This window comes from Labilibaculum sp. DW002, assembly GCF_029029525.1.
In the GTDB taxonomy this organism is placed as follows: domain Bacteria; phylum Bacteroidota; class Bacteroidia; order Bacteroidales; family Marinifilaceae; genus Paralabilibaculum; species Paralabilibaculum antarcticum.
On the sequence record NZ_JAKJSC010000002.1, the window covers coordinates 242,895 to 265,857 of the forward strand.

22 protein-coding genes, 4 tRNA genes and 1 other RNA gene are annotated in these 22,963 nt (G+C 35.6%); 7 read left to right on the forward strand and 20 right to left on the reverse strand.

Going from position 1 to position 22,963, the window contains the following annotated elements:
* Positions 1-59: 59 nt before the first annotated feature.
* Together L3049_RS12610 and L3049_RS12615 are read left to right on the forward strand one after the other, a co-directional pair.
* Positions 60-1,508, forward strand: a complete 1,449-nt coding sequence (locus L3049_RS12610; protein ID WP_275110178.1) for a TrkH family potassium uptake protein — start codon at positions 60-62, stop codon at positions 1,506-1,508.
* A 171-nt stretch (positions 1,509-1,679) separates the two neighbouring features.
* Positions 1,680-3,017, forward strand: coding sequence for a TrkH family potassium uptake protein (locus tag L3049_RS12615; RefSeq protein WP_275110179.1), 1,338 nt, complete (start codon positions 1,680-1,682; stop codon positions 3,015-3,017).
* 425 nt (positions 3,018-3,442) lie between these two features.
* Here L3049_RS12615 and L3049_RS12620 read toward each other — a convergent pair whose 3' ends face one another.
* Genes L3049_RS12620 through L3049_RS12650 form a run of 7 tightly spaced genes read right to left on the reverse strand, consistent with a single transcriptional unit; the run spans position 3,443 to position 9,431 of the window.
* The gene (locus L3049_RS12620) at positions 3,443-3,613 is read right to left on the reverse strand and encodes a Lacal_2735 family protein (protein ID WP_275110180.1); all 171 of its coding nucleotides are present in this window, start codon (positions 3,611-3,613) and stop codon (positions 3,443-3,445) included.
* Positions 3,614-3,631: 18 nt separating this feature from the next.
* Positions 3,632-4,870, reverse strand: a complete 1,239-nt coding sequence (locus L3049_RS12625) for an SAM-dependent methyltransferase (protein WP_275110181.1) — start codon at positions 4,868-4,870, stop codon at positions 3,632-3,634.
* Complete coding sequence (locus L3049_RS12630) at positions 4,855-5,712, reverse strand: DUF1365 domain-containing protein (protein ID WP_275110182.1); 858 nt, start codon at positions 5,710-5,712, stop codon at positions 4,855-4,857. The genes L3049_RS12625 and L3049_RS12630 overlap by 16 nt, the downstream gene beginning before the upstream one ends.
* Positions 5,709-7,001, reverse strand: a complete 1,293-nt coding sequence (locus L3049_RS12635; protein WP_275110183.1) for an NAD(P)/FAD-dependent oxidoreductase — start codon at positions 6,999-7,001, stop codon at positions 5,709-5,711. The genes L3049_RS12630 and L3049_RS12635 overlap by 4 nt, the downstream gene beginning before the upstream one ends.
* An 18-nt stretch (positions 7,002-7,019) precedes the next feature.
* Positions 7,020-7,733 (reverse strand): hypothetical protein, encoded by a 714-nt coding sequence (locus L3049_RS12640; RefSeq protein ID WP_275110184.1) that lies wholly within the window; start codon positions 7,731-7,733, stop codon positions 7,020-7,022.
* 21 nt (positions 7,734-7,754) lie between these two features.
* On the reverse strand, positions 7,755-8,774 hold the full coding sequence (locus tag L3049_RS12645) for an SAM-dependent methyltransferase (protein ID WP_275110185.1): 1,020 nt from the start codon (positions 8,772-8,774) through the stop codon (positions 7,755-7,757).
* 12 nt (positions 8,775-8,786) lie between these two features.
* Positions 8,787-9,431, reverse strand: a complete 645-nt coding sequence (locus tag L3049_RS12650; RefSeq protein WP_275110186.1) for a fatty acid desaturase — start codon at positions 9,429-9,431, stop codon at positions 8,787-8,789.
* A gap of 237 nt (positions 9,432-9,668) precedes the next feature.
* On the opposite strand from L3049_RS12650, the gene L3049_RS12655 reads away from it, so the two are divergent.
* Complete coding sequence (locus L3049_RS12655) at positions 9,669-9,818, forward strand: hypothetical protein (RefSeq protein WP_275110187.1); 150 nt, start codon at positions 9,669-9,671, stop codon at positions 9,816-9,818.
* A 193-nt stretch (positions 9,819-10,011) separates the two neighbouring features.
* On the opposite strand, the gene L3049_RS12660 is transcribed toward L3049_RS12655, so the two are convergent.
* The 7 genes from L3049_RS12660 to ffs all read right to left on the reverse strand — a co-directional run bounded on the left by L3049_RS12660 (position 10,012) and on the right by ffs (position 12,252).
* Complete coding sequence (locus tag L3049_RS12660; RefSeq protein ID WP_275110188.1) at positions 10,012-10,623, reverse strand: L-threonylcarbamoyladenylate synthase; 612 nt, start codon at positions 10,621-10,623, stop codon at positions 10,012-10,014.
* Positions 10,624-10,793: 170 nt separating this feature from the next.
* The gene (gene fsa, locus L3049_RS12665; RefSeq protein WP_275110189.1) at positions 10,794-11,450 is read right to left on the reverse strand and encodes a fructose-6-phosphate aldolase; all 657 of its coding nucleotides are present in this window, start codon (positions 11,448-11,450) and stop codon (positions 10,794-10,796) included.
* Positions 11,451-11,622: 172 nt separating this feature from the next.
* Positions 11,623-11,699: transfer RNA gene (locus L3049_RS12670), tRNA-Thr, on the reverse strand.
* 87 nt (positions 11,700-11,786) lie between these two features.
* Positions 11,787-11,858: transfer RNA gene (locus L3049_RS12675), tRNA-Thr, on the reverse strand.
* A gap of 54 nt (positions 11,859-11,912) precedes the next feature.
* Positions 11,913-11,989 (reverse strand) — tRNA-Thr (locus tag L3049_RS12680).
* A gap of 85 nt (positions 11,990-12,074) precedes the next feature.
* A tRNA-Thr gene (locus L3049_RS12685) sits at positions 12,075-12,151 on the reverse strand.
* Between the two features lie 2 nt (positions 12,152-12,153).
* An RNA gene (gene ffs / locus L3049_RS12690) (signal recognition particle sRNA small type) lies at positions 12,154-12,252 on the reverse strand.
* A gap of 249 nt (positions 12,253-12,501) precedes the next feature.
* Here ffs and L3049_RS12695 point away from each other — a divergent pair.
* The 4 genes from L3049_RS12695 (at position 12,502) to L3049_RS12710 (ending at position 15,831) form a co-directional block, all read left to right on the forward strand.
* Positions 12,502-13,062 carry a DUF4199 domain-containing protein gene (locus L3049_RS12695; protein WP_275110190.1) on the forward strand — a complete coding sequence of 187 codons (561 nt, stop codon included), beginning with the start codon at positions 12,502-12,504 and terminating at the stop codon, positions 13,060-13,062.
* Between the two features lie 12 nt (positions 13,063-13,074).
* Positions 13,075-14,022: a glycosyltransferase family 2 protein gene (locus L3049_RS12700; RefSeq protein ID WP_275110191.1), complete on the forward strand. Its 948-nt coding sequence runs from the start codon at positions 13,075-13,077 to the stop codon at positions 14,020-14,022.
* Between the two features lie 79 nt (positions 14,023-14,101).
* A complete protein-coding gene (locus L3049_RS12705) occupies positions 14,102-14,818 on the forward strand; it encodes a class I SAM-dependent methyltransferase (RefSeq protein ID WP_275110192.1) in 717 nt (238 codons plus the stop codon).
* 2 nt (positions 14,819-14,820) lie between these two features.
* Positions 14,821-15,831, forward strand: a complete 1,011-nt coding sequence (locus L3049_RS12710; RefSeq protein ID WP_275110193.1) for a glycosyltransferase family 2 protein — start codon at positions 14,821-14,823, stop codon at positions 15,829-15,831.
* Positions 15,832-15,864: 33 nt separating this feature from the next.
* On the opposite strand, the gene miaA is transcribed toward L3049_RS12710, so the two are convergent.
* From miaA to gap, 6 genes are all read right to left on the reverse strand, one after another.
* On the reverse strand, positions 15,865-16,776 hold the full coding sequence (gene miaA / locus L3049_RS12715) for a tRNA (adenosine(37)-N6)-dimethylallyltransferase MiaA (protein ID WP_275110194.1): 912 nt from the start codon (positions 16,774-16,776) through the stop codon (positions 15,865-15,867).
* A gap of 112 nt (positions 16,777-16,888) precedes the next feature.
* The gene (locus L3049_RS12720) at positions 16,889-17,464 is read right to left on the reverse strand and encodes an IS1096 element passenger TnpR family protein (RefSeq protein WP_275110195.1); all 576 of its coding nucleotides are present in this window, start codon (positions 17,462-17,464) and stop codon (positions 16,889-16,891) included.
* A 4-nt stretch (positions 17,465-17,468) separates the two neighbouring features.
* A complete protein-coding gene (locus tag L3049_RS12725) occupies positions 17,469-18,542 on the reverse strand; it encodes an acyl-CoA reductase (RefSeq protein WP_275110196.1) in 1,074 nt (357 codons plus the stop codon).
* Between the two features lie 139 nt (positions 18,543-18,681).
* Positions 18,682-18,987 (reverse strand): DUF2752 domain-containing protein, encoded by a 306-nt coding sequence (locus L3049_RS12730; RefSeq protein WP_275110197.1) that lies wholly within the window; start codon positions 18,985-18,987, stop codon positions 18,682-18,684.
* A 94-nt stretch (positions 18,988-19,081) separates the two neighbouring features.
* Complete coding sequence (locus tag L3049_RS12735; RefSeq protein ID WP_275110198.1) at positions 19,082-21,634, reverse strand: bifunctional aconitate hydratase 2/2-methylisocitrate dehydratase; 2,553 nt, start codon at positions 21,632-21,634, stop codon at positions 19,082-19,084.
* A 188-nt stretch (positions 21,635-21,822) separates the two neighbouring features.
* The gene (gap, locus tag L3049_RS12740; RefSeq protein ID WP_275110199.1) at positions 21,823-22,830 is read right to left on the reverse strand and encodes a type I glyceraldehyde-3-phosphate dehydrogenase; all 1,008 of its coding nucleotides are present in this window, start codon (positions 22,828-22,830) and stop codon (positions 21,823-21,825) included.
* Positions 22,831-22,963 lie beyond the last annotated feature (133 nt).

Consider the following 22,963-nt stretch of genomic DNA (forward strand, 5'->3'; position numbering starts at 1 on the left):
TTTTATTGAAACAATTTTTTTTTTTGAATTGACAATACTGTAATTGAACCTGCTTTGTAATGTTTAACTGGAAGTTTGTTTTTTACGTAATGTCGGTACTAATGATTGTGGAAAGCTTTTTTCTACTTGTTAGTTCGGCAGTGGCCTTATTTTATGGCGATGGGGATTTTAATGCTTTTGTACAATCAGCAGCTATTAGCTTGGCTTTTGGAGGTGTAATATATTTATTTACATGTCGTTGTAGTCGTGAGGTTGGCAAGCGAGAAGCCTTTCTTGTGGTCAGTTTAGTTTGGGTTGTATTTTCCATATTTGGAGCATTGCCATTTTTACTTGGTGGATATATCAATGGTTTTACCGATGCTTTTTTTGAAACAATATCGGGATTTACGACAACTGGAGCATCAATAATTAATGATATTGAAGCTTTACCACATGGTATTTTATTTTGGCGTTCTTTAACCCATTTGTTGGGAGGAATGGGGATTTTGGTTTTAACTGTTGCGATACTACCAATATTTGGGTTTGGTGTCATGTCTTTGTTCAGTGCTGAAGCAGCAGGAATTACTACAGATAAGTTGCATCCAAGAATTAAGGAGACAGCACAAAGGTTATGGGGCATTTACATGCTTTTGGTAGCCTTAGAGACAATATTTCTGGTCTTAGGAGAGATGGATTGGTTCGATGCAATCTGTCATTCATTTGGAACCTTAGCTTCAGGAGGATTCTCTACTAAAAATGCGAGTGTTGCTAATTATTCTCCATACATTCAATATGTACTGATTGTTTTTATGTTTTTAGCGGGTACTAATTTTACACTTCATTATTTTGCTATAAAAGGGCGATTTAAAAAAATCTGGAGCAATGTTGAGTTTAGAGTATATGTTGGTCTAATTTTATTGGTAGCTTCCATCATTACAATAACTTTGGTGTATCTCGATCATGGAACCTTTGAGAAATCTTTTCGAGACGCATTGTTTCAAGTTGTTTCGATCATTACAAGTACAGGTTTTGTAAGTGCCGATTACACCTTATGGCATCCTTATTTGTTATTTCTGATATTCGGCTTAATGTTTACAGGTGCATGTGTTGGATCAACTTCAGGGGGTGTTAAAATTCTTCGTCATTTACTCCTTTTTAAAAATAGTATACTTGAATTTAAACGGATGATTCATCCGTCTGCAGTCCTTCCAGTTCGTTACAATAACGAAGCGGTTTCTCAAAGTATAATTTCTAAAATTCTGGCATTCTTAATACTATATTTTATGTTGTTTTTTATTGGGTGTTTTGCGATGTCTCTGGTCGGATTAGATTTTGTATCAGCAATGGGAGCAGTCGCTACAACAATGGGTGGAATTGGACCTGGTTTAGGAATGGTTGGGCCTATGAATAATTTTTCGCTAGTTCCTGATTCGGGCAAATGGATTCTTTCTTTTTTAATGTTGCTTGGTCGACTAGAGTTATTCACCTTTTTAATTATTTTTACGCCGTCTTTTTGGAAGAATCAATAGACTTAGTTTTTTTTAACAGCTTAGAGTAATATCTTTAGGCGAACTCTCAACCCAAAAAAAGTGGTCAAGTATAAAGTTATTTTAAATATTCTGGGGAAACTTCTAGTCGGGGAAAGCTTCTTTCTATTTCTTTCTCTACTTATAGCATTATTTTATAAGGAGCCAGATAGCATGGCCTTTCTAAAATCAGGCTTGATAACTTTTGCAGTTGGCGCATCAAGTTATCTAAGTTCAAAGGGAGTTAAGAAAGATATGGGGAAGCGAGAAGGTTACATTATTGTAAGTCTCGTTTGGGTTGTATTTTCAATATTTGGATGCTTACCCTATTTGTTTAGTGGATCAATACCTTCGCTTACTGATGCTTTTTTTGAAACCATGTCGGGTTTCACAACCACAGGTTCTTCTATTCTGAATAATATTGAAGAACTTCCACATGGCATTTTGTTTTGGAGATCCTTAACTCAGTGGCTAGGTGGTATGGGGATAATTGTGATGTTCTTAGCAATACTTCCAACCTTAGGTATTGGAGGACGCGAACTTTTTATTGCAGAAGTTCCCGGACCTGCACCCGATAAATTAACACCACGAATTAAAGAAACGGCACGTAACCTTTGGGGGCTTTATGCTTCGTTTACTGCAGTTGAATGTGTATTGCTGATGCTTGGAGGCATGTCCTTCTTCGATGCAATAAACCACTCATTAACGACTATGGCAACAGGAGGATACTCAACCAAACAAGCTAGTGTTGGTTATTTTGATTCTGCTTATTTGCAATATATTATCATCGTTTTCATGTTTATAGCCGGAACCAATTTTACCCTTTCATATGGTGTGGTTACCGGCCGATTCCGAAAGGTGTTTAAAGATGAAGAATTTCGTTTTTATACGATTGTAGTATTTCTTTTTTCAATAATGATAACCTTGGGCTTGTTAGCATCTGGAAATATTGCGGGAGAACAAGCTTTTCGCGATGCTCTCTTTACAGTAGTTTCAATCATAACAACAACTGGTTATGCAACTGCAGATTATTTATTGTGGATGCCTTTCCTAGGCATGCTGATTTTTGTATTAATGTTTGTTGGTGGTTCTGCCGGTTCAACAGGAGGTGGTGTCAAAGTAGTGAGGATTCTTCTTTTGTTTAAGAATAGTTTTTACGAACTAAAAAGATTGATACACCCTAATGCTGTTATTCCAACACGTTATAATCAGCGAGTAGTTGATTCAAAAACAGTAACAAATATTCTTGCCTTTTTTGTATTCTATATCATCATATTCATGTTTTCAACTGTATTGATGTCTTTTTGGAGTGCAGATATCTTTTCAGCTTTAAGTGCTGTTGCTACAACCTTGGGTAATATCGGACCTGGATTTAGCGAAATTGGGCCTATGGAGAATTTCTCTAAGTTGCCAGATTTTGCAAAATGGTTTTTATCATTCTTAATGCTTTTAGGGCGATTGGAACTTTTTACTGTATTGGTATTATTCTCACCTTCTTTTTGGAAAGAGTAAATTACATTGGTAAGTTTTCATTTGTCCCTGCGTGTTGGGATTTTTATTGTAATTCCTCACGCAAGTCAGCAGTATTCTAGTATAATCCTCAAACAACAGGATGATATTTTGACTTATTTTCAATACTAATCTGTACCCTCACATAAAATACGACTATAAATGGCCTTTATTGAGTTGTGTATTCTAATAGAGATATATTGGTTTTCCATATCATACCATTCTTAACTTAATCGAAAGGCTTACCTTAAGATTTTTTATTAGTAATGGTATCGTATTGCCAACTGATTAACTATCAGTCTATAAAATCCTATATATTAGGTAAGTAATGCCACTAATTTTAATATGCATCTGCTTCTGCATTCTTGGAATTTCTATCTAGGGTACTTGATGTATATTAATCAGATGATCAATTAAAAAATGCCATATTATTTGTTTTGAAGAGACTCGATTTCTTGCAATATCTCTTGTGCTTGTGCATATTTCAGATCGCTTTCCGAACGATTTATCTTCGATAAATTATGCCATTCTTTCAATAACGATTTGTATTTTTTCTGTAGAATTTCCGTTTTTGTTTTCTTTTTGAATAATCCAAACATGAGTTTTTATTTTATAGTTTAGTACTTAATATTATTTGGTCGTGAATAAAGTAACTGCATTACATTGATATTACGCATATCAAAGGCTGCTTCGCAATAAGAAAGATAGTAATTCCATCTTCTGATAAATAAATTGTTGAAGCCAAGTTCATTGACCTTTTTTTCTTTTTTATTGAATGAATCGCGCCACATCCGCAAGGTTTTCGCGTAATGTTTTCCCATGTCTTCCAAGTGAATAGGTGTTAAATCTGAACTCTGATTCATTGCACTGTGCAAGGCAGATACCGATGGTAATAAAGAGCCAGGGAAGATGTGTTTTTGAATCCAGTCAACCCCTTTTTTCATTTCTTTAAAACGTGAATCGGGACAAGTAATAACTTGTATGGCTAACAAACCGTCTTTTGCGAGTAGGTTATTTACTTTTGAGAAGAATGGTTTGTAGAATTTGTATCCAACCGCTTCCAACATTTCAATCGAAACGATTTTATCAAACTTGCCATTCACTAATCTGTAATCTTTAAATAGAATACTAATTCGATCTTCCAATCCCGCATTTTTAACACGCTGTTTAGCATATGTATATTGTTCTTTCGAAATGGTAATTGCTGTTACATGAACAGAGAAGTGCTCTGCCATAAAAATGGCCATTCCTCCCCAGCCGCAGCCTATCTCAAGTACTCGATCACCATTAGTAAGTTTCATTTTCTCTGCCAGTTTTTGGTATTTCATTTGTTGTGCTTCATATAGCGATGTTTCTTCATTTATGAAATAGGCGGCTGAGTAAGTCATGCTTTTATCTAGCCAAAGGGAGTAAAAATCATTGCTTAAATCGTAATGAGCAGCAATGTTTTTTTTCGATCCGGACAGCGTGTTATCCCGAAAACTGTGGCTCATTTTGTTAAGCCATTTAAAAAGATTAAAGGCTCCGGTTTTAATCTTACTTCCCGATATATTTGGCGTATTATCGATGTTTGCCAGAATCCAGGAAATCAATTTTGTGATGTCGGATGTTTCCCACAAACCTTGCTCGTAAGCTTCTCCAAATCCGATATCTCCATAAAAGAAAAGCTGCTTGTAAAATTTCGATGATAGAATTCTAATGTCGGCTTTTATTTTTGCATTCGCTGAACCAAGGCGGAATATATTTTGATTTGGAAGACAAACTTCAATTGATTCTCTGTCCATCTTTTTAAGCAAATTCAGAAATATTTTTTCCTGAAATCCTGTGTTTTGTCTTATTGCTATTGTGTTTTCCATGATGAGAGATTTTTATCTGTGAGCTTGTTTTTTTCTTCGTATTTTTTTAATCGATCTCGTTGTAAATCTAAATGTTCATTTTTTCGTAAATAGGGAATCCCTTTAAGGTAAAGTTTTAAGGCTTGATAGTGAATCAGAAAGATAACTTGTAAGGTGATGATAGGAAAACGAAGCATGAAACGGATTACATTTCGGTTGTTAAGTGCTAATTGTTTACCTCGAAGAGAAGCTGTGAAAATTCGATTCCCATCTTTATAGTCATCAATTTTGTTGAAAAATACCTTTTCGGGTATGCTGAGTTCAAAATCGAAATCGACATCGTGTTGGATAAAAGGAGAAACGTAAAAGTGCTTCTTCTTTCGATCAGTAAATTTTCCGTCGCTATAGTTTTCTTTTCCCAAATAGAATAATTTCATTTCCCCGTAGGTATTGTTTACTTCAGCAATACTTCCCAATGTATTGTTTTCTTCATCAAAACAATAGTAAAAAGAAACAGGATTGAATTGGTAACCCAAAGTGCATAAGTTGGTTAGTAGAATTATTTTTGAAGGATGCTGATGAATACCTTGTTTCTGCAAAAATTGTTCTACCTCGAAACGAACACTTCTGGCTTCTCCTGATTTTGTAAGCTGTAAATGATCTTTATCGCGGAAATTGAAATAATTAAATCGGTTGTGACTCACAAACCACAGCGTTTTGGAAAGAACTGGCAGTTCATCCAAGTCGATACTGAACAGGAAGCTTTTGTATCGAAATGATCGATGAACCTTTTCCATTCGGGAATGAAATACCTCGCATTCGTATAGGCTTGAATTGATGATATGTTCTTCTTTTTTAGTCATCCTGCTTTTTGTTGTATCTTTTTTTGATGTTCTGTTTTTAAGATTGTTTTGGCTAGTTCTACTGCCGAACTGTAAGCGTCTTCATGAAAGCCATATTTGAAATAACTTCCGCAGAAATAGATTGGGCCCTCATGATTCAATTCAGGTAAACGTTCTTGTGCTTTCATTGCTTCCACCGTAAAAATTGGATGATCGTAAGGAATGCTTTGGTGAATCTTTTTAAGCTCCAATTCAATTGGGTTAATGGAGACAAAATAATTTTGCTTTTCGGATACATTTTGTAGAGAATTCATATTGTAAATCGTGCTGGTTTTTATGTTTCCCGAACGATCGTCCATCAGATAATTCCAACTCGACCACACCTTTTTGTTTTTTGGCATAACCGAACAATCAGAATGTAAAACCGCTCTATTTTTCTGATAGCAGAATTGAGATAAAAGTTTCTCTTGTAGCTTGTTCGGGTTGACAAGCATAGAAAGAGCTTCATCTGCATGTGCAGCAACAATCACCTTGTCGAACCAATGCTCTTTACCTGCATTAGTTGTTATTTTCACTTGCTCTTCTACAGTAAGAATTTCTTTTATGGCCGAATTCAAATGTATTTTATCCCGAAAGGGTTCAATAAGTAATTGTTTGTAGCTTTCGCTTCCACCTTCTACTGTATACCATTGAAAATGGGAATCTACACCCAACATACCATGGTTACGGAAGAAATGCACAAGTCCTTTGATTGGAAATTTTAAACTCACATCAGGTGGTGTAGACCAAATTGCCGAGCTCATGGGAATAAGATATTTGTCGGTAAATTCTTTTCCCAGCTTCTTTTGCTGAATATATTCTTGTATCGTTAGGTCTTCGAGATTGCCATTTACAAGATCCTGTAAACTCTCTTTGTTGAATCGATTGATCTCTAATAACATTTTAATGAATTGAGCATTGAAGATGTTTTTGCGTTGGGCGAAAAGGCCTGAAAAACCCGAACCGCAATATTCCAACTGACTGCTTTTGTGCTGAACACTAAAACTCATGCTGGTTTTTTTAATAGGTACCTTTAGTTGATTGAACAGATTAATCAAGTTTGGATAGGTTTGTTTGTTGAAAACCATAAAGCCTGTATCAATGGGAATTTGTTGGCCATCCTCTTCAACATAAACCGTATTGGTGTGTCCACCAACGTAATTGTTTTTTTCGAACAGTTCAATGTCATAGCTGTGCTGAAGCAAATGAGCTGAACCCATTCCTGCAATTCCAGTTCCTATGATTGCAAGTCGTTGTTTTTTGAAGTCCATAAGATCAATTTTTTAGATTTAAGGGCCTAGTTCCGGATAGTTTAGCAAAGCTTTATAGCTGTGTCCTTCCTGATCTCGAATGTTAGAAATTCCTTCGTATTTACTAATTCGTTTGCTTTGTAGATCGTAATGAACGTAAATGGGATTCATAAGTACACGAAGAAATAGTTTTTGGCATTCCATTCGAAGTACCACTATGTTTGGATTATTGGTTTGTTCATCTACTTTATATATTCTGAAGGTGAAATAATCCTGAAAGGCAACTGAAAGAAAGTTGAATACTAATTTTTCTTCTGCCATAAGTTTATTCCAGTTGTTTTTGATGTAGTAATTAAAACCTCCATCGACAACGGCTGGTTCGGGTACATATATACTTTTTTCTTTTAGCTTCGAATTGTAATTTTTCTGATAGCGAATGCCGAATTGATTGGCTCCCAAATGAATGACCTCTTCAAGTAATCCGCTTCGTTCATCCATCAAAAGGTAATTCGGTTTTTGAAAAGAATTCCTAAAATCAAGCTCTCTATGAGCAAACTCAGATCCATTTTCTCCAACAAATGAGGTTTGTGTTTCTAAATGTTTACCTTCTCTAAATATCTCCTGATGCACCTCTTTGTAGATGAATTCCAATGAATTTTTATCCATTGCAATGCCTTCGTAAACTCGATTTTCGGTTCCCGAACGAAAACCGTAAAAAGAGAAGAGAATAATAATGAATAAGAGCTTTTTCATCTTCTTAGAATTTAATTGATTTTAATTGGGATTTCTTTTACTGAAAAGGTAATGGCTTATGCTCCATTCTTCACCTTGTCGATATCCCCATAATTCGGAACAAGCCATAAAGAAGATCCTCCAATAAACCCACCAGCGAACAGCCTGATTGGTACCGTAAGTTTCTTTGAATATTGGCATGATTTCGGTTTTTTGTTCATCCATTTTTTGCAACCATGCTTCTGCTGTTTTCTCATAATGAGTTCCGTTCATATGCCATCTTTTTTCGATGGTTAAGTGTTCTTGAAAGTGCGAGAAGAGATTTTCACCCGGCATTATTCCTCCCGTGAAAAAGTATTTTGACATCCAATCGCTCGAATCCTGAATTTCAAATTTGTATGTCAACTCTTTGTGCGAGAAAACATGAACAAAAAGTTTACCGGTTAGCTTTAAAAATCCATTAATTCGAAGTAAAAGTTCTTGGTAATTTCTCATGTGCTCGAACATTTCAACAGAAATAACTCTATCAAATTTTTCATTTATATTGAAATTATTCATGTCAGCAGTAATGATGTGTAGGTTGGTAATTCTCATACCAAGTGCTTTGGCTTGTATGTATTCTCGCTGAGAATGAGAATTGGAAACCGCTGTAATGTGTGAATTTGGAAATTTTTGTGCCATATACAAGCTAAGAGATCCCCAACCACATCCCAATTCGAGAATGTCATGTCCATCTTGAATTTCAGCTCGTTCAATTGTCTTTTTAAGCATTTTTTTCTCAGCTTCATCCAAATCGTTTGTACTCTCGTCCCAAAATCCACAGGAATATTTTAAATACCGTCCCAGAACTTTCTCGAAAAAGCCTGCAGGTAATTCATAATGTTGCTCGTTGGCTGCATTGGTATTGATTGCGATTGGACTCTCTTTTAATTCATCAACTAATTTATTGATATTGAATTGTTTTCGCTCATTTTGCAGCCGTTGCTTTAACAATTCTCTTATTTTGATTCTGATTAATGAATCGGGAATCAAGCCCTTTTCAACGATATTAATATACCACATAGCAATTGTGTTTTATTTGTTTAATGAATTCTGGTTCAATTTTATGATTCTAAATGAGTGTAATATTTTCATAGCAAAAAAGGAAGGATCGAATTCATACCATTTACTTGCAAAATTTGCTTTCCATGGTTTTGCATGGTGATTGTTGTGCAAGGCTTCTCCTCCCAATAGAATTTCAATAGGGAATAGATTTGTTGAATCGTTGTTCTGTTTGAAATTTCGATACCCAATTTTATGTGAGAACCAGTTGATGATAGCACCATGTATAGGACTCATAAAAAAATGGAGCGGGAGCATAGTAAACCAATATATGTTTGGTGCATAAAGTAGATAGATTAAGATATAGACACTAGCCCATAAAATTCTTGAAACCCACGATTCTGAAATTTTCTCAAAAGCGATCCATCTTGGTATATTCTTATTTACACCATTTTGAAGTGTTATCTCTTTATTTTTCACCAATGAATAGTAGCGATAAGTGCTCAGCATAAATTTGAAAATGTTAGACGAATGATTAGGAGAATGCGGATCATTTGCTTGTTCTGTGTGCATGTGATGCATTCTGTGCATATAAGCATACGCAAACGGATTTAAATAAGAAGTACCTTGAGAAATCCACGTTCCAATGAAAAAAGTTCGTTCCCAGAATCTGTTCATTTCAAACATAGAATGAGCTGCATAACGATGCAGGAAAATTGTCTGAAAGAACAAGCTAGCGTACCAATGAGCGATAATGAATATGATAATTACCATGAGCAAATCAAAAAAATGTTAAAAGGTCAATTTTTAAATTGTTTAATCTATTTGTATATTCATTAAACAGTTTACATGCCTAAATGGTTCACACTTGGTAGTAAATAATTTCATCTTCAGCATTATTTGTTAATAATATGCATGAAGAAAAGATTACAATTCAGTCAATTTATTGAAAATAAGGTTTTAAAATTCAAGAAGAAATCAGGTAAGATTTTGGAGAAGTTTGAGAAGAAGTTTAACAAAGGAAATGTAGTTGCAACTCATCATTTTAATAATGCAAGTCCATAATTGGCTGGTATTGTAAGATCAGAAGTGGAAGAAGCAGGTTTTAAACCAGAGTTAATTGGGAATAAGCCAGATGGGCATATACTGCTTCAAGTGAGTACACTTAAATGCATAAGAAAAGTAGCAAAGTAAAACTCAAGCTTTATGTAACATGTCATCAATATAAATTATTGGTGGCATTTATTTTTGTCAAAAATTAATGAATTAACTCTCCAATACCAGGTCTGATAATTTCAAAAGAGTCATTGGTACAGTCAATAATCGTTGAAGCTGTATTGTTTCCAAACCCACCATCAATAACCAAATCAACATACTTGCTGTATTTTTCCTGGATTAATTCCGGATCCGTTGTATATTCGATCACTTCATCAGGATCGTTAATAGATGTAGTCATAATAGGGTTTCCTAATTCTTCAACAATTCGCAAAGGGATGTAGTGATTAGGAACACGAATTCCGACTGTTTTCTTTTTGCTCTTAAATAATTTAGGAACACTACTGCTTGCAGGGAGAATAAATGTGAAGGCGCCAGGTAGGTTTTTCTTCATCATTTTAAAAGTGGTATTATCAACTCTAGCATATTCAGCTAAATTACTTAGACTGCTACAGATTAATGAAAAATTACTTTTCTCCGTTGTTGTTCCCTTTAGTTTAGCGATTCTTTGAATGGCTTTGTTATTGGTAATGTCACAACCAATAGCATACACAGTATCAGTTGGGTAAATGATAATGCCGCCGTCCTTTAAAATATCTACTATTTGCCTAAATTCCCTGTGATTAGGGTTGTCAGGGTATAATTTTAAGAGCATTTGTAGTGGTTTTGGGTTATTACGGAGGTTAAAGATAGAAGATTCTTTGAAAAAGCTAATCTTCAGAGGCTTATTTATTTTCGTTCCTTGGAATGTGAAGTAGGGTCTGTTTGAAATAAGGCACAAAAAAAAGGAGTACATGCGTACTCCTTTTCTAATTCTATCGTTTATTAGCCATTAAGCTTATTGTAATCTGCAAGAAACTGAGCTAATCCTTTGTCAGTTAATGGGTGATTAAGTAGGCCAGTAATAGCATTTAACGGACTTGTTGTAACATCTGCTCCTGCTTCGATACATTGTACCATATGCATTGTGTGACGCACTGATGCAGCTAATACTTGTGTTTCAAATCCATAATAGCTATTCATATCAACAATTTGGCGAATTAAATCAATACCATCAGTACAGATATCATCTAAACGCCCTACGAATGGAGATACGTAAGTTGCACCCGCTTTGGCAGCTAAAAGTGCTTGTCCTACAGAGAAAATTAAAGTACAATTAGTTCTAATGCCTTTAGTACTTAAATATTTTACTGCTTTAATACCATTTTTAGTACATGGAACTTTAACCACAATTTGGTTGTGAAGAGCGGCTAATTCTAAACCTTCAGAGATCATGCCATCAAAATCGGTTGCAATAACCTCAGCACTTACATCGCCATCTACAATTTCGCAAATATCAACATAGTGTTTTTTGATGTTTTCTGCTCCTTTAATCCCTTCCTTAGCCATAAGTGATGGATTAGTAGTTACGCCGTCAAGAATGCCTAAGTCCTGGGCTTCTTTAATCTGATCAAGATTTGCTGTGTCGATAAAAAACTTCATTCTACGATTTTTAGTTTGTTATTAGAGTTGAAAACGAAAATACACTAAATTCTTTTGATGAACAAAGGGCACATTTCATTTAACTCATGAAATTTAAACATAGAGACACGAAAATACATTCGTATCAGAGAGATTCGATAATATGAAGTTGGTGGGGGGATTTTTTAAAAACTGGAGCCGGTGGCCGGATTCGAACCGACGACCTGCTGATTACAAATCAGCTGCTCTGACCAACTGAGCTACATCGGCTTGTTAAACTTTCACTACTGCAATCAAAATAAATTGATTGTTTGCCTCTTGATATGCATCGAGATAAGCGCCTTTGGTGAAATCTTGAGCCATTGATGAGATTTGAACTCATGACCTCTTCCTTACCAAGGAAACGCTCTACCCCTGAGCTACAACGGCCTTTATATAAAAGAAGAAAAGAAAGCTCTTCAGCTTTCTTTCATTCTCTATAATTGGAGCCGGTGACCGGATTCGAACCGATGACCTGCTGATTACAAATCAGCTGCTCTGGCCAACTGAGCTACACTGGCATTTTCTTACTATAAAAAAGGGTTTAACCTTTTAAAACTTTTTAAAGAACGAAAGAAAGCCCGAAAGCTTTCTTTTAGTTATTGATGGAGCCGGTGACCGGATTCGAACCGATGACCTGCTGATTACAAATCAGCTGCTCTGGCCAACTGAGCTACACTGGCAGGTGGATAAGCAAGCTACGTCGCATCGCTACAACCACTTACCCTTGCTGCCTTCCGACCCTGGGGGAGTTCAGTAGGAGCAGATCGCATAGTTGCTTATCCGGTGACAAAAGTAGAAAAAACTTGTTACGCTCCAAACCTTTTGGCTAACTTCTTTTCCTATTTATTCGTGCTTTTCCCACAAGCGATTTATTTTCAGTTAAATAATTTTCAAAAAAAAAGTATTTTTTTTCGAAATTGATGTTGGCTCTGATGTTTTGAATGAAAGAGATTGCAGAAATAAGCCAGACACAGGTTCGCATTCTTGTAAAAACGGATATCTTTGTGCTCGAAAAACAGAATAGATAAACATGCAGAATTATAAAAATTCAATGATAAAGCACTCCTTTTTATTTGGTGCGCTTGTGGGAGGAGTGCTTATTTTAGCAGCACTTGTTTTTTATTTTAAAGAAATGTCGATTAATTTTGATCCTCAACTTCGATCGATAAATCATTTTTTAATTGCTTCAGGAATATTTCTTGGGGTACGTAAATATAGAGATGATGAATTGAATGGGATTATTAATTATGGACGGGCTTTTAGCGTTGGCATCTTAATTATTGGCTTTGCATCCTTGTTTTATTCTATTTTCATCTATGTATTAACTAGCTATTATGATTCTTCAATTATTAATGAAGCAATTGTTTTTTTGGAAAAAGGGTTGAATGAGGCAGGATACAAAGAAAAAGATATTGATTTGTTAATGAGTATGTATAAGCAGATTACTCCTGGAATGTTTGCTTTCGGACAATGGTTTAGTAAAGCTTTGTCAGGACTATTATTTGCCCTTATTTTGGCATTTTTCTTTAAACCAAAAGGAAATTTGCTTAATAAGAAGTCTATTGATAAATTTAACGAATCGAATAAATAGTAAATTCAAGATATGGATATATCAGTAGTAGTACCTCTGTATAATGAAGATGAATCTTTGCCGGAATTATTAGCCTGGATTGATCGTATCATGCAAAAGCATAGCTTTACTTATGAAGCCATACTTGTTGATGATGGAAGTAAGGATAATTCCTGGGATATTATTAATCAACTTCAAACTACCTATCCAGCTGTACGAGGAATAAAATTTCGTCGTAATTATGGTAAATCTGCTGCATTGTTTTGTGGTTTCGAAGCAGCTAAGGGAGACGTTGTGATTACTATGGATGCCGATCTTCAGGACTCACCTGATGAAATTCCGGAATTATATAGAATGGTGAAAGAGGAGAATTACGATATTGTTTCAGGGTGGAAGCAAAAGCGTTACGACCCAATTACAAAGACTATTCCTAGTAAGTTTTTTAATAGAACGGCTCGTGCCGTATCTGGTATTCGTTTGCATGATTTTAACTGTGGACTTAAAGCTTATAATTGTAAGGTGGTTAAAAGTATTGAAGTTTATGGTGAAATGCATCGCTATATTCCGATTCTTGCTAAAGAAGCTGGATTTACACGGATAGGAGAGAAAATTGTTCAGCATCAGGAACGTAAATATGGCGTAACCAAATTTGGTCTGAGTCGTTTTGTAAATGGATTTTTGGATTTGCTTTCAATTTCCTTTATGACTCGCTTTGGTAAAAAGCCAATGCACTTCTTCGGCCTTTTAGGAAGTTTGATGTTTGTAATTGGTTTTTTGTCTTCAGCTTGGATTGGATTCCAAAAGATTTACAGCATGAGTAAAGGTGAAATGGCACCTTTGGTGACCGATAGTCCTTACTTTTTTATTGCCTTGGCTACGATGGTAATTGGAACACAATTATTCCTGACTGGATTTATAGCTGAATTGGTGAGTCGAAGTTCTTCTGAGCGAAATACATATCAAATAGAAAAAGAAATCTGATAACAGCATACCGTTTCTCATGATCAAAAGTTTAATAAGAATTCTTTTACAAATTTTTCCGCGTCCTGTTTTGATTCGGATGAGTTTATTAATCAATCGAATTGTTGCTGTTTTTCTAATTGGCAATAAAGTAAAATGTCCGGTGTGTGAAGGAAAATTCCGAAAATTTCTTCCTTACGGTTACACTAAAGAGACTGGCCGTGATAATGCACTTTGTCCTAAGTGTCTTTCATTGGAGCGTCACAGATTGATGTGGTTGTACTTAAATGAGAAAACAGAATTTTTCACTAAAGAATTAAAAGTATTGCACATTGCACCTGAACAGTGTTTTTATAAAAGATTTAGAAAGCTCTCTAATTTAGATTATACTACCGCAGATTTAGAGTCACCTATTGCAGATGTACATTTTGACGTGCAAGAAATACCATTTGCAGATGAATCGTATGATGTCCTTATTTGCAATCATGTATTGGAACATGTTACTAGTGATCACAAAGCGATGAGTGAGATTTATCGTGTTTTAAAGCCTAATGGATTTGCGATTTTACAAGTTCCTATGGATACGGATAATCCTAAAACAATGGAAGATCCTAGTGTTACTGATCCTAAAGAGCGAGAAAGCTTATACAGACAAAAAGATCATGTTCGTTTGTATGGATTAGATTATGCAGACCGACTTTCAAAGGTTGGGTTTGACGTTACGCCAATACAGTATGCTAAAGAATTACCTTCAGAATTGGCAGAGTATTACCGCTTACCTATGAATGAGATCTTTTATTTCAATCAAAAAAAATAAGAATGAAAGAGGAAATTAAGCTATCCGTTATCATCCCAGTTTACAATCGACCGGATGAAATGAAAGAATTGCTTGATAGTTTAAGTGCACAAACTTTTACTGATTTTGAATTGGTTGTAGTGGAAGATGGATCGCAAGTGAAAAGCGAAGATCTGTGCAATGCTTACCGCGATAAAATTTCAATATCCTATCACTATAAAGAGAACGAAGGACCTAGTATTGGTCGTAATTATGGATTAGCCAGAGCAAAAGGAAATTATTTTCTGTTCTTTGATTCTGATTGCATTCTTCCATCTCATTATATGGAAACCATCCATAAGGAGTTAACAAATAATTTTGTTGATTGTTATGGTGGCCCAGATGGAGCAATGGATGATTTTTCTAATTTTCAGAAAGCAGTTTCTTATGCAATGACTTCTTTTTTTACAACCGGAGGAATTCGAGGAGGAAAGAAACAAGTTCATAAATTCCATCCACGTAGTTTTAATCTTGGTTTTTCAAAAGCGGTTTACGAAAATACTGGTGGATTTCCAGTAACCACAATGCATCCAGGTGAGGATATGGTTTTTGCCATTGAAGTGCTTAAGCGCGGATTTGAAACTCGCTTGGTTCAAAATGCCTATGTGTTTCACAAACGGAGAGTTTCCTTTAAAAAATTCTACAAGCAAGTTTTTGGTTTTGGAAAAACCCGCTATATCATCTCAAAGCATTATCCAGAAACCTTTAAAGTTTTCTTCTTATTTCCATCCTTATTTACATTGGGAAGCATAGGAGCTTTACTTTTAGGAGTTTCAATTCATCAGGTATTTGCATTTCCAGTCTTGCTTTATGCAGTTCTTGTTTTGGCTGATGCCATTAGCAAAAGCAAATCTTTTAAAGTTGGTTTTTTAGCTTTGCTAGCAAGTTTTGTTCAGCTGTTTGCTTATGGAATAGGTTTTATGGATGCAGTGTGGAAACACAAGATTCTCGGAAAAGATGAGTTTGGTGTTTTTGGAAAAGGATTTTACGAATAGTTTAATAGATATATAGAATAAAAAAAAGAGGCTTTAGGCCTCTTTTTTGATTTTATCTTCGATGTATTGAAGTACTTCTTTTTCTTGATCAGGATGAAACCATTCAATTTCTTCATCTCTACGAAACCAAGAGAGTTGACGCTTGGCATATCTTCGAGAGTTACGTTTGATCAATTCAATTGCTTTTTCTAGGCTGATGTTACCATCGAAATGTTCAAATAGTTCCTTGTATCCAACTGTGTTTAATGAATTGTAATGTCGGAACTCAAAAATAGCTTTAGCTTCTTCAATGAGTCCTTCTTCAATCATTTGATCTACTCTTGTGTTGATTCTTGAGTATAATTCCGTACGATCTCTATTCAAACCAATCTTAACAATCTTAAAGTCCCTTTTCTTTTTCGAATTGGTTCGTAATTCAGAATAAGGCTTACCTGTCATCAAGCAAATTTCCACAGCATGAATCACCCGTTTTGCATTTTTTAGGTCAACTTGATCGTAAAAAACAGGGTCTAGTTGTTTTAACTGCATTTTCATTGATTCAAGACCGTCTTTTTCGTATCGTGTAAATACTTCTTGACGGAGTTCAGGATCAATGGTTGGAATTTCATCAATCCCATTGCAAACTGCATCGATATACATCATGCTGCCGCCAACTAATAATACTTCATCTTTTTCTTTATACAGCTCAGTAAGTAATTCTATCGTTTGTTTTTCGCATTCCCAAGAACTAAAATAATCATGAATAGAATGCGTGTGAATAAAATGGTGCTTTACGGCCTCTAGTTGCTCTTTTTCAGGCACAGCAGTACCAATACTCATTTCTCTATAAACCTGTCGGCTATCCGATGATGAGATAACTGTATTGAAATGTTTGGCTATGCGAATACTCAAATCGGTTTTGCCTACACCGGTTGGGCCAAGAATTACAATTAGAGTTTTTGACATAGTAGGTTTATGAAGATTAGTGTATTGAATTTATTTTAAATAAACAATGAGTAATATCTTTCTGGCTGATAGCAAAAATATTACTCATTATTAATTAATAATTATTCATTGATTACAGGATATCCTCGTAATCGTCTAGGCTTTCGAATTCTGGACCATCATTCATGTCATCATCAAAATCAGCTAAGTAATCATCAGCAGTTTTTTCTTTTTTTGTAGCTGCATCGAATTCACCAAGATCTAACCCTAAACCTTCGAAATTTTCTGCATCCATTTTAATTTGCTCTGGAGCATCTCCTTTTGAAAGGCTACATTTTGGGTATTTAGCTCTTGATTTAGAAATTCCTTTTTCGATTAATTCAACATTAAAATATCGATCAGAGAAAAAGTCAAAAACATAAATCAACTCAGGTCTTTCCGAAGAAACAAATTCACGCATCATTGCAACATCCATAGGTACAATATTCATGTTGTCATCTTCTTCTGTATTCATCTCAAAAAGAGCAATTTCTAGTCCACGTTCACTTGTTGGAGTGATTTGGTAAAAAGATGCCATTTGTGTATTGTCATACCCTATTGACTCTTGAATTTTATTGTGAAATTCTAAATAAGTTTGCTCGTGATTGATCTCTATCTCTCTCACAAATCCTTCTACTTCCGAAGAGGTGATTCTAAATTTATATATCATCTTGTTAATTTGATTTTATTTTTGTTAAAAATGCCATGGTATCCACATCGTCAGCATAATCCCATAGCTCAGGTTCCTGTGCTTTTCCAAAAGGAATTGCGTGGTCTAATTCATTACTTACAATACATTGAATAAGATCTGTATTTAACGCTAAGGATTCTTTCAGACTATCAATTTCGGAATAAAATTCATAGTTCACAACTCCAATTGGTGAAGAAATGGATTGATTTTCTGTTAAAAGTAAGAATCCATTATCAAAATGCTCAATGCGATTCATTAAGAGCAAGGAACGCTGATAATCGCAGTTGTTAGCATATTTGTTATGATTGGCAACGTAGGCATAGTCTTGCCATGTGTCAAGTAGTTTGGTAAAATCATAGCCAACTGGCACATATAATTTTGAAACATTTCTGCATCCCAAACCAAAGTATAGAAAAATATCATTCCCCAAAGCTTTTAATTCCAATTCGGATTCTTTTCCTGTTAAGATGGAAACAGAGTTTCGGTTTCGACGAATAATGTGTTGGTATTTTTTGAAATAGGCCTCGAAATATCGAGCTGAGTTATTGCTTCCCGTGGCAATAATAGCATCGAATTTGTTTTCGCCACTTAATCTTTCCGATTGAAATGAGATTAACTCCTTAAACTCAGGGTTGATTTCAATTAAAATTTTCGAAACAAAATCTAATAATTGATTGTCCTTCGACGATAGTTTTCCAATAAAAGAATGTCCTGAAATTAAAACAGATAACATATCATGAAATCCGACCATTGGAATGTTGCCAGCCATAATTACGGCAACCTTAAGGTTTGTGTTCTGATCAGAAACAACATATTCTGATAGCCATTCCTCTAATTTTTCTTCGTTTAGAAAGGTGCAGATTCCATTTATCGACGCATGAACATGAAATGGAGTGAACCATAAATTTTCATTCGATATTCTAGAAAGCAAATCTTTAAAATCATCGTAGAATATTGAATTTAAAGGATGATTTATCTGTGCCTGGTTTTCCGAGGAAAACTGCGATAAGAAATCACCCAATTCAATAAAGCTATTTATTCTTTCACTTAAGTTCATAGTCTGATTCAAAAAATCCCCAATCAACCTTTAGTATAAAAAGTTTTAATGGGGAGTTTCATTTAATAATTCGACAAAGATAAAAATTGTTCTTAAACAATCTTAACTATTTTAATGCTAATGTGAAGAATGCTAAAGTTTAGTTTTGAAGTAGTAATTTTTGAAAGAAGTTTCCAAGAATCAATAGAGTTGAAATCAGGAAAAGAATTTTAATAGCAATTGCTCCCCAAGAGAATTTGAATTTTAGATGGAGTAGAAGTAATGCAAATAGACTAAATATGGGAAATAAGGCAGGAAATAAATGTATTGATTCAATAAGATCTCCTTTAAGAAGTGCAATTAAAGAGCTTTGAAATCCACAGCCAGGACACTCAATTCCAAATTGTTTTTGAAAAGAGCAACTTAAAGAGTTATTTTCAAGCCAGTTAATGAGTTTTTGCCACATTCGGATAATTATTTTGTCTAATTTAAATAAACAGCGGGATAAAAAAAAGCCGATGCATAAGCATCGGCTTTAGAATTATTATTTTGAAATACGATTACAGGTCGCGACGTTGATATAGAGCATCCTCCATATCCATTTCGTCGAACTGCATGTATTTGTATACTTCCTCTTCGTGAGCAGCAATTTTCTCATTGTAAATTTCCATATACTCGGCTGGAGTAGGTAATTTACCTAAAACAGAAACAATAGCTCCTAGCTCTGCAGATCCCAACCAAACCTGAGCACCTGTACCCATACGGTTGTTGAAATTACGAGTTGAAGTAGAATAAACATTTACCTTATCCGGTACACGAAGTTGGTTACCCATACATAGTGAACATCCAGGCGTCTCGATACGAACACCTAACTGAGAGAAAGTAGAGAAAGTAGCCTCTTCTTTCAATACAGCTGCATCCATACGAGTTGGAGGTGCCATATATGTTCTTACCTTATCAGATGGTGTTAAACCACTCCAAACTTTCTCACAAGCACGGAAGTGACCAATGTTTGTCATACAAGATCCGATAAATACATCCTGAATCTCAGTATTCTGAACATCAGAAAGTAATTTCACGTCATCCGGATCATTTGGACAACAAAGGATAGGCTCAGTAATTGCAGAAAGATCAATCTCGATAGTCTCAGCATATTCAGCATTCTCATCTCTTGAAAGCAATACTGGGTTAGCCAACCACTCGTTACAAGCATCGATACGGTTCTGAATAGTTTGAGCATCATCGTAACCCATCTTGATCATTGATTCCATCAAGGCAACGTTAGACTTCACATACTCAATTACTCTCTCATCTGATAACTTGATACAACCAGCAGCAGCAGAACGCTCAGCAGTCGCATCAGTTAATTCGAAAGCCTGCTCAACTGTAATATCCTCAAGACCTTCCATCTCGATAATCTTACCGTTGAAAATATTGATTTTGTTTTTCTTAGGAACAGTTAACTGTCCGTTCTGAATTGCAAAATATGGAATCGCATTTACCACATCACGTAAAGTGATACCTGGGTTAAGCTTACCTTTAAATTTGATTAATACTGATTCTGGCATATCCAATGGCATGAAACCAAGAGCACCTGCGAAAGCAACTAAACCAGAACCTGCCGGGAATGAAATACCCAATGGGAAACGAGTATGAGAGTCACCACCTGTACCAACAGTATCAGGAACCAATAAACGGTTCAACCATGAGTGAATAACACCATCACCTTGCTTCAATGGTACACCTTTACGCTCAGACATGAACTTAGGCATAGACTTATGCATTGCCACATCTGTAGCTTTTGGATAAGCTGCAGTATGACAGAAAGACTGCATGAACATTGGCGCTTCGAACTTCAAACATGCCAACTCTTTAATCTCATCACGAGTCATAGGACCAGTCGTATCCTGGGATCCAACAGTTGTCATTTTTGGAGCACATGATGTTCCTGGCAATACACCTTCAACACCACAAGCTTTACCTACCATTTTTTGAGCCATTGTATAACCCTGATTAGCCTTTGGCTGTGGGTTATTCGCAACAGTAAAAATATCAGCAGCAGGCATTCCTAATGCAGCACGAGACTTCTCAGTTAATGCTTTACCGATAATCAATGGAATACGACCACCTGCACGGTACTCGTCAGTTAATGTATCAGGAGCTAAAGAATAAGTACAAACCACTTCGCCATTGCGAGTAATCTCACCTTTTACATTGTTGATGATGATTTCATCACCTGTATTTAAAACAGAAACATCAGTTGTGATTGGTAATCCACCTGAATCCTGAGTTGTGTTATAGAAAATTGGAGCGATAGCACCACCAATTACCACACCAGCTGTACGCTTGTTTGGTACACATGGAATATCCTCACCAATATGCCATAGTAATGAGTTGGCAGCAGATTTACGAGAAGATCCGGTTCCTACAACGTCACCTACAAAAGCAACTTTGTGACCTTCTTTTCTCCATCCAGCAATAGTTTCGATACCATCTTCGAAACGACCAGCACCCATAGCTAGAGCGTGCAATGGAATATCAGGACGAGTAAACGCCTGAGATGCAGGAGAGAAATCATCAGTATTGATTTCACCTTCTACTTTATAAACTTTAAGCTTGATTTCTTCAGGCAATTCTTCGCGAGTAGTAAACCACTCAGCATTTGCCCAAGATTCAATCACACTCTTAGCAGCAGCATTGTCTTTAGAAAGTTCTGCAACAGTTTCGAATGCATCGTAAACAAGGATTATTCCTTTAAGAGCCTCTGCAGCCTCTTCAGCTAAAGCCTCGTCTTTTAAAGCCTCAACCAAAACGGTTACATTGTAACCACCCATCATAGTACCCAAAACCTTGATAGCTTCAGATTTTGTGATGATTGGTGAACTCAATTCGTCTTTTAAAAGCTTTCCTAAGAATTCAGCTTTTACTTTTGTTGAATCATCAACTCCGGGAGCGATTCTTTCTTTGAATAAATGCAATAGAAAATCCTCTTTCCCTTGGATAGGATTTTGCAATAGTTCGCAAAGTTCTGCAGTCTGTTCTGCATTCAATGGCAAAGCCGGGATACCTTTGGTAGCGCGGGCTGCTTCGTGTTTTAGATATTGCTCTAACATCTTTTGTTTGGATCTTGTTGTGTAAGTGTGAAAGTGATAAAAAAAAATAGAGAATTAATTCTCTATTGACAAGGCAAACATATGGTTTTTCCTTTTAGGTTGTTCCAAAAAAAAATGTGTTTTATATCATAAAAAAGAGCAAAAAAAAAGCTCCTGAAAGGGAGCTTTTAGCATGTATTTTGATAGGATTATTTTACTGAATTCATATATGTAATCAACTCACATACTTTTGCAGAATATCCCATTTCATTATCGTACCAAGTTACAACTTTTACGAAGTTTGGAGATAATTGAATACCAGCAGTAGCATCGAAAATAGAAGTACGAGTATCACCGATAAAGTCGTTAGATACAACAGCATCTTCAGTATAACCTAAGATACCTTTGAATTCGTTTTCTGAAGCTTCTTTCATTGCAGCACAAATATCTGCGTAATCAGCACCTTTCTCTAAACGAACTGTTAAGTCAACTACAGATACATCAGGAGTAGGAACACGGAAAGACATACCAGTCAATTTACCGTTTAATGAAGGAATTACTTTACCTACAGCTTTAGCAGCACCAGTAGAAGAAGGAATGATGTTTTGACCAGCACCACGTCCACCTCTCCAGTCTTTCATAGAAGGACCGTCAACTGTTTTTTGAGTTGCAGTAGTTGCGTGAACAGTAGTCATTAAACCTTCGATAATTCCGTACTTATCATTCAATACTTTAGCTACAGGAGCTAAACAGTTTGTAGTACAAGATGCGTTAGATACGAAAGTCATATCGTTAGTGTATTCTTTGTTGTTTACACCCATAACAAACATAGGAGTGTCATCCTTAGAAGGAGCAGACATAACAACTTTTTTAGCACCCGCATCGATGTGACCTTGAGCAGTTTCTTTAGTCAAGAAAAGACCTGTAGATTCAACCACATACTCTGCATTTACAGCACCCCAGTTAATGTCAGCTGGATTTCTCTCAGCAGTAACACGTACAGTAGCACCGTTTACGATCAACTGACCATCTTTAACTTCAACGTCACCGTCGAATTTACCATGAGTTGAATCATATTTAAGCATGTAGGCCATATAGTCTACATCAATAAGGTCGTTAATAGCTACTACTTCGATGTTGCCTTGAGCAACAGCTTGACGGAATACGAAACGTCCGATACGGCCAAATCCGTTGATACCAATTTTAATCTTTGACATTGTGTATAAAGTTTTAATTTATAAACCCTTTGTTTCTTGAATGGCAAAAGTATGTATTTTAATAATATTTTATACAGTAAATTGCAAAAAAAATACTTATTTTTTTTGTCGATAGATAAGGCTTAAGTTTCTG